The following is a 4,925-nucleotide window of genomic DNA, read 5'->3' on the forward strand; positions in this document are numbered from 1 at the left end:
GCCGATTGCTTCGGCGTGATCATGCGGGATAGGCCGGATTCACGCAGCGCATTGGCGGCGTCGTCGGCAAGACGGCGCTGCTTGTCACTCTCGTGCGTCGTTGCGGCGATCCGGGGCAGAATGGAGTACACTGCTGCCTTGTAGTCGAATACGGGGTCGGTCGCTTCCTCCGATTGAATCTTTTGAAAAGCGGCTGCGCTGGTCATCCCAGGTCTCCTGATGGCGCCGTCGGCGCGGATGAAGACATCACGCCGCTGGCAATCGCGTCGTGATTAGTTGGCGGATGCGTTACGATGTCGACCGCCTTGATGTAAGTCAAATTCATAGTCATAATCGCGCGTATGAGCCGAATGAATGATCAGCTGGATCTCAATCTGCTGCGCGTATTCCTGGCGATCTGGGACCTGCGCAGCCTCACCGCGGCGGGCGATCGCCTCGGTTTGACGCAGCCGGCGATCAGCCACGCGCTGCGTCGGCTGCGCGAGCGCTTCGGCGATCCGTTGTTCGTGCGGGTGGCGAACCGCATGCTGCCGACCGATGCGGCGGTGCGGCTGCACGAGCCCCTCGATCAGGCGTTCGAGCTGCTCAATCGCACATTGCAAAGCGGCGTCGTGTTCGATCCGCGCGTCACAGAGCGAACGTTTCGGGTGGCAATGTCGGACATCGCGGAAGTGTACATCTTGCCGCGGTTGATCAGCGAGCTTTCGCACGTCTCGCCGTTCGTGCGCGTCCATGTCGTACCGCTGTTGCCTGACAGCGTGGTGAGTTCGATGCGGTCCGGCGAGATCGACTTGGCGATCGGCGCGATCAGTGCGCCGGAGAAGGACTTGATCGCGATCGATACGTTCAGCGACCGCTACATCTGCCTGGTGCGCGCCAATCATCCGATCGTCAAATTGAAGCTGACGCGGGCCAATTTTTCCAAGTTGCGGTTCTTCTTCGCGCGCACGACGTCGTCGGTGTATCAGCTCGCCGAGCAATGGCTCGCGGACGAGGATGCGCGCCCGCGGATCGCGGTACGCGGCCATTTCACCACGGCGCCGGAGATCGTGCGCCATTCCGACGTCGCGGCGATCTTTCCGCGCTTGCTGGCGCTGGATCTGCACCGAGCCCGCGATTTTCGCCTGCTCGAGTTGCCGTTCGACCTGCCCCCGATCGAAGTTCGGGTCCACAGTCATTCGCGTTTTGCCAACGACACCGGCATCAACTGGATGTGCCAGATCAGTGCCGCCATCCTGAGCCGTGAAAGCGACAGCCGGCGGACGCCTGCGACGCGCCGCTGAGCGAACACGCGGCAATTGCCGCGTGTCCGCTGTGGCGTGGTGTTACTTGCGCGGATCGAATTGTGTCGAGAACGCCGCGTCCGGCACCGTGTCGAGATAGCCACCGCCCATCACTTCGTTGGCCATCGCGCCGAAGCGTCGTAAGCTGGCGATGGTCTGGTCGTCCCATTTGGTGGTGTAGTCGGCCAGTACGCGCTGGCGCAGCAGCTCGATGGCGGCGGGCTCGAGCCCGTATTTCTTGCCGTAAGCCTCGAAAACTTCGGGGTGGGTCTTGACGTACTCGATCGCCTCGAGCCACGCCTTGGTGAAGTTGGTCAGCGCCTGAGGTTCGGCCTTGATGAAGTCGTCGTTGGTCGAGTAGCCGATCCACAGGAAATCGTCGCCGGTCCCGGCCTTGTAGGCGTCGGCGAGGTTGCCGAGCGATCTGTACTTGCCCGTGCCTTCGAGCTTGGCGGCCAGCGGATCGAACATCACCGCGGCGTCGATCTCGCCCTTGTCGAGCAGCGCCGGGAGCAGGCCGGGGCCGGCGAACTGAAGATCGCCGGTCTTGCCGGGATCGAAGCCATGGAATTTCGAGGTGATCACGCGGAACAGCACGGTCGCGGTGCCGGCGGCGCCAGCGAACGAGCCGACTTTCTTGCCCTTGAGTTCGGAGATGCTTTTGATCGGGGACGCGGCCGGCACGATCACGTCCACGGTCGCGCCGCGGCCGACCGGGAAGATCATGGTTACCGGCATGCCCTTGCCGCGGAACTGCGCGATCGCGGTCCAGCCGCCGAAGCCGACATCGACATCCTTGCCGCGGATCGCGGTGAACAGGCCGTCAAGTGTCGGATAGGCGCGATATTCGGCGGCGATGCCGTATTTCTTGTCGATACCCTGATCGATCATCGCGCGCGAGCCGATCTCGTTGAGCGATTGTGCTAGGTCACCGATGCGCACCTTGACTTGCGCGGTGGCGGCGCTGGTCGTCGCGAGCACTACGGCGGCGAGAAGTCCAAAGCGGGTTAGCATACGCGCTCCAATCGTCAGTGGGTCAGAGGTTCATGCGGGCGGCAGTGTGGCGGTCGAGGTCGCCGACCAGCCGTGGGCAACGTTTCCGGGCCAGCGGCCGGCGGGCGTGGGCCGCCCCATGCCGTCGCCGAACGCGCGGATGACGTCACGACTGAGTTCGAACACGGCGGAATCGTCGTAGCTGCGCGGCCGTGGGATCGGCACGCGCATCTCCTGCTCGAACGCGCCGCCCATCATCACCAGAATGCGGTCGGCGAGGAAGCAGGCCTCGTAGGCGTTGTGCGTGACGAACACGATGGTCTTGCGCGTCTCTTCCCAGATCGTCAGCAGGTCGGTCCGGATTCGCCGCGCGGTGATCTCGTCGAGCCCGGAGAACGGCTCGTCCATCAGCAGGATGCCAGGCTCGACGCAGAGCGCGCGGACCAGCGCCAGTCGCTGTGCCATGCCGCCGGAAATCTGGTGCGGATAGTAGTTGCGATAATCCGACAGGCCGGTCATGGCGAGATAGCGGGACTTCAGCTGCTCCCAGCGCTTGGTGGGCACGCGGCAGCTCGACAAGGCGAAATCGAGATTGCCTTCGGCGGTGAGCCACGGCAGCAGCCGCGGCTCCTGGAACAGATAGCCGATGCGTCCGCCGCTGACGTCGGCCGTGCCGTCGTACACCTTGTCGAGGCCGGCGAGCACATTGAGCAGCGTCGACTTGCCGCAGCCCGACGGGCCGAGGATGCAGAGGAATTCGCCGGCGCCGACGTCGAGGTCGAGGTTCTTTAGCACGGTTCGGGTCGAACCGTCGCGCGCGGTGAAGGTCTTGCGCAGCGAGGCGACGTGGATGGCGGGCTTCATACGGCAACCTCCGGGCGCCAGGCGAAGATGCGCCGCTCGATCGGCTTGAGGATCGCCAGCTCGATCAGCAGCATGATGATGGTGAACAGCAGCGTCCAGGCAAGCACCTGGCGCATGTCGGCGAGCTGGTACCAGTAGAACAGCTTGAAGCCGACGCCGTTGGGGCGGCCGATCAGCTCGACCAGCACGGTGATCTTCCAGATGATGCCGAGGCCGAACCGCGCCGACGCCATGACATAGGGATAGATCTGCGGCATCAGCACGCGGCGCACGATGGTGGAACGAGGCGCTTCGAACACACGCGCCATCGCCACCAGCTTGGTGTCGACGTTCTTGACGCCTTCCCAGATGTTGATGGTGATCGACGGCGCGGCGGTGACCGCGATGGCGACGATGGCGGCACCCTCGTTGAGGCCGAACCACATGAAGGCCATGATGGCGTAGCACAGGCTCGGCACCGTCAGGCCGATCATCACCCAGACGTCGAGCACCGCCTCGGCGCGGCGGTTGAGCCCCATCAGCACGCCGACCGGAACGCCGAGCAGCAGCGCCAGTACCAGGCCGCCGACGACGCGCAGCATCGTCATCACGAGATCGGTGCCGACACGGCCGCCGGCGATCTCACCCCACAACGCCTTCACGGTCTCGAGCGGTCCGGGAAAGATGTCCGGAGGCAGTGTCAAAGACAGCAGGCCCCAAAAGATCACCGCGGCCAGCAGTGAGATCACCTTAAGCATGGCTGGACATCCCCATCAGGCTCGGCTGCGGAAGCACGACGCCGGCGCGCGCTGCGCAGCTGCGCGCGACCTGTTCAACCTCGGTGAGCAGACCGGTCTCGTCGACCGCCTGCACCTTGCGATCCCGCATCACGATGCGGCCGTCTATCATCACGTCGCGCACGTCGGCGCCGCGGGCGCTGTAGACCAGCGCCTTTTCCGGATCGAACAGCGGCGACAGATGCGGCTGGCGTGCGTCCACGGTGATCAGGTCGGCGCGCTTGCCGACCTCGATCGATCCAGTTTCGGTCAGGCCAATGCCGCGCGCGCCCTCGACCGTCGCCATGCGCAGCGCCCGCGCGGCGGTGAGCGCCTGGGGGTCGTGGCCGCGGTCTTGGCGGTTGCGCACGCGTACTTCATGCTCTCGAACAGATCCTGGCCGCAGTTCGCCGCTGCGCCGTTGGTCGCGAGCCCGCAGTTGATCCCCGCCGTGAGGAAGTCGCGGATCGGCGGGAAGCCCGTGCCCCAGAACAGCCGGGTCGGCGGGTCGAACACCACCGCGGTGCCGCTCTGCGCCAGCAATTCGATCTCGCGCGGCGACACGTCCGAACAGGCGATCGCCTGCACGTCCGGGCCGAGGCAGCCGACCTCGTCGAGCAGTTCGACCTGGCGGATGGCCCGGCCGTAATGACGCGCGATGAGGGCGTTGAACTCGGGCGACTCGGCGACGTGCATGTGCAGCGCGATGCCGTTGGCGCGGGCGATCTTGCGGGTCTCGCGAAAGCCGTCCTCATCGACGACCCAGGGCAGCAACGGGCCAATCGACAGGCGCAGCCGGCCGTCGTGGCTGCCGTGCCAGCCCGCGGCGAGCCGTCCGACGCGCTCGGCCTGCTCAGCCGAGGTTTCGCAGAACTGCGGATCGAAGTGACGGGCCTGTGTGGCGCGCGCGACGGTGCCGCGGATCCCGCTGTCGCGCAACGCGCGAAAGGCCGCATCCTCGATGTCCGCATCGCTAGGCGGCATGAAGATGTTTTCGACTAGGCTGGTATTGCCGTTCTTGATGTTTTCG

Annotated in this window: 7 protein-coding genes; 1 reads left to right on the plus strand and 6 read right to left on the minus strand. The window is 65.2% G+C overall.

The features are described 5' to 3' along the window. The coding region (locus I5M_RS29940; protein WP_040771750.1) for a hypothetical protein at window positions 1-206 on the minus strand (206 nt) is incomplete at its 3' end. 144 nt (window positions 207-350) lie between these two features. Between I5M_RS29940 and I5M_RS16485 the strand changes: the two genes are divergently transcribed. Beyond that, window positions 351-1,283, plus strand: a complete 933-nt coding sequence (locus I5M_RS16485) for a LysR family transcriptional regulator (RefSeq protein WP_022722396.1) — start codon at window positions 351-353, stop codon at window positions 1,281-1,283. Between the two features lie 42 nt (window positions 1,284-1,325). Here I5M_RS16485 and I5M_RS16490 read toward each other — a convergent pair whose 3' ends face one another. The 5 genes from I5M_RS16490 to I5M_RS33745 form a co-directional block, all read right to left on the minus strand. Continuing rightward, entirely contained in the window at window positions 1,326-2,297 is a 972-nt protein-coding gene (locus tag I5M_RS16490; protein ID WP_083909596.1) for an ABC transporter substrate-binding protein, read from the minus strand. 30 nt (window positions 2,298-2,327) lie between these two features. Next, a complete protein-coding gene (locus tag I5M_RS16495) occupies window positions 2,328-3,140 on the minus strand; it encodes an ABC transporter ATP-binding protein (RefSeq protein WP_022722398.1) in 813 nt (270 codons plus the stop codon). Beyond that, a complete protein-coding gene (locus I5M_RS16500; RefSeq protein ID WP_022722399.1) occupies window positions 3,137-3,877 on the minus strand; it encodes an ABC transporter permease in 741 nt (246 codons plus the stop codon). The genes I5M_RS16495 and I5M_RS16500 overlap by 4 nt, the downstream gene beginning before the upstream one ends. Further along, complete coding sequence (locus I5M_RS34090) at window positions 3,870-4,202, minus strand: amidohydrolase family protein (RefSeq protein ID WP_022722400.1); 333 nt, start codon at window positions 4,200-4,202, stop codon at window positions 3,870-3,872. Before I5M_RS34090 ends, I5M_RS16500 begins: the two co-directional genes overlap by 8 nt. Beyond that, window positions 4,166-4,925 (minus strand): amidohydrolase family protein (locus I5M_RS33745; protein WP_022722401.1); only part of this gene is annotated, 760 nt, incomplete at its 5' end. The genes I5M_RS33745 and I5M_RS34090, both read right to left, overlap by 37 nt.

Source organism: Rhodopseudomonas sp. B29 (genome assembly GCF_000333455.1).
GTDB lineage: Bacteria > Pseudomonadota > Alphaproteobacteria > Rhizobiales > Xanthobacteraceae > Rhodopseudomonas.

Coding starts and splice junctions, on each gene's coding strand:
- I5M_RS16490 (WP_083909596.1), bottom strand. CDS start 2,297: ATGCTAACCCGCTTTGGACTTCTCGCCGCCGTAGTGCTCGCGACGACC.
- I5M_RS16500 (WP_022722399.1), bottom strand. CDS start 3,877: ATGCTTAAGGTGATCTCACTGCTGGCCGCGGTGATCTTTTGGGGCCTG.
- I5M_RS16485 (WP_022722396.1), top strand. CDS start 351: ATGAATGATCAGCTGGATCTCAATCTGCTGCGCGTATTCCTGGCGATC.
- I5M_RS34090 (WP_022722400.1), bottom strand. CDS start 4,202: ATGGCGACGGTCGAGGGCGCGCGCGGCATTGGCCTGACCGAAACTGGA.
- I5M_RS16495 (WP_022722398.1), bottom strand. CDS start 3,140: ATGAAGCCCGCCATCCACGTCGCCTCGCTGCGCAAGACCTTCACCGCG.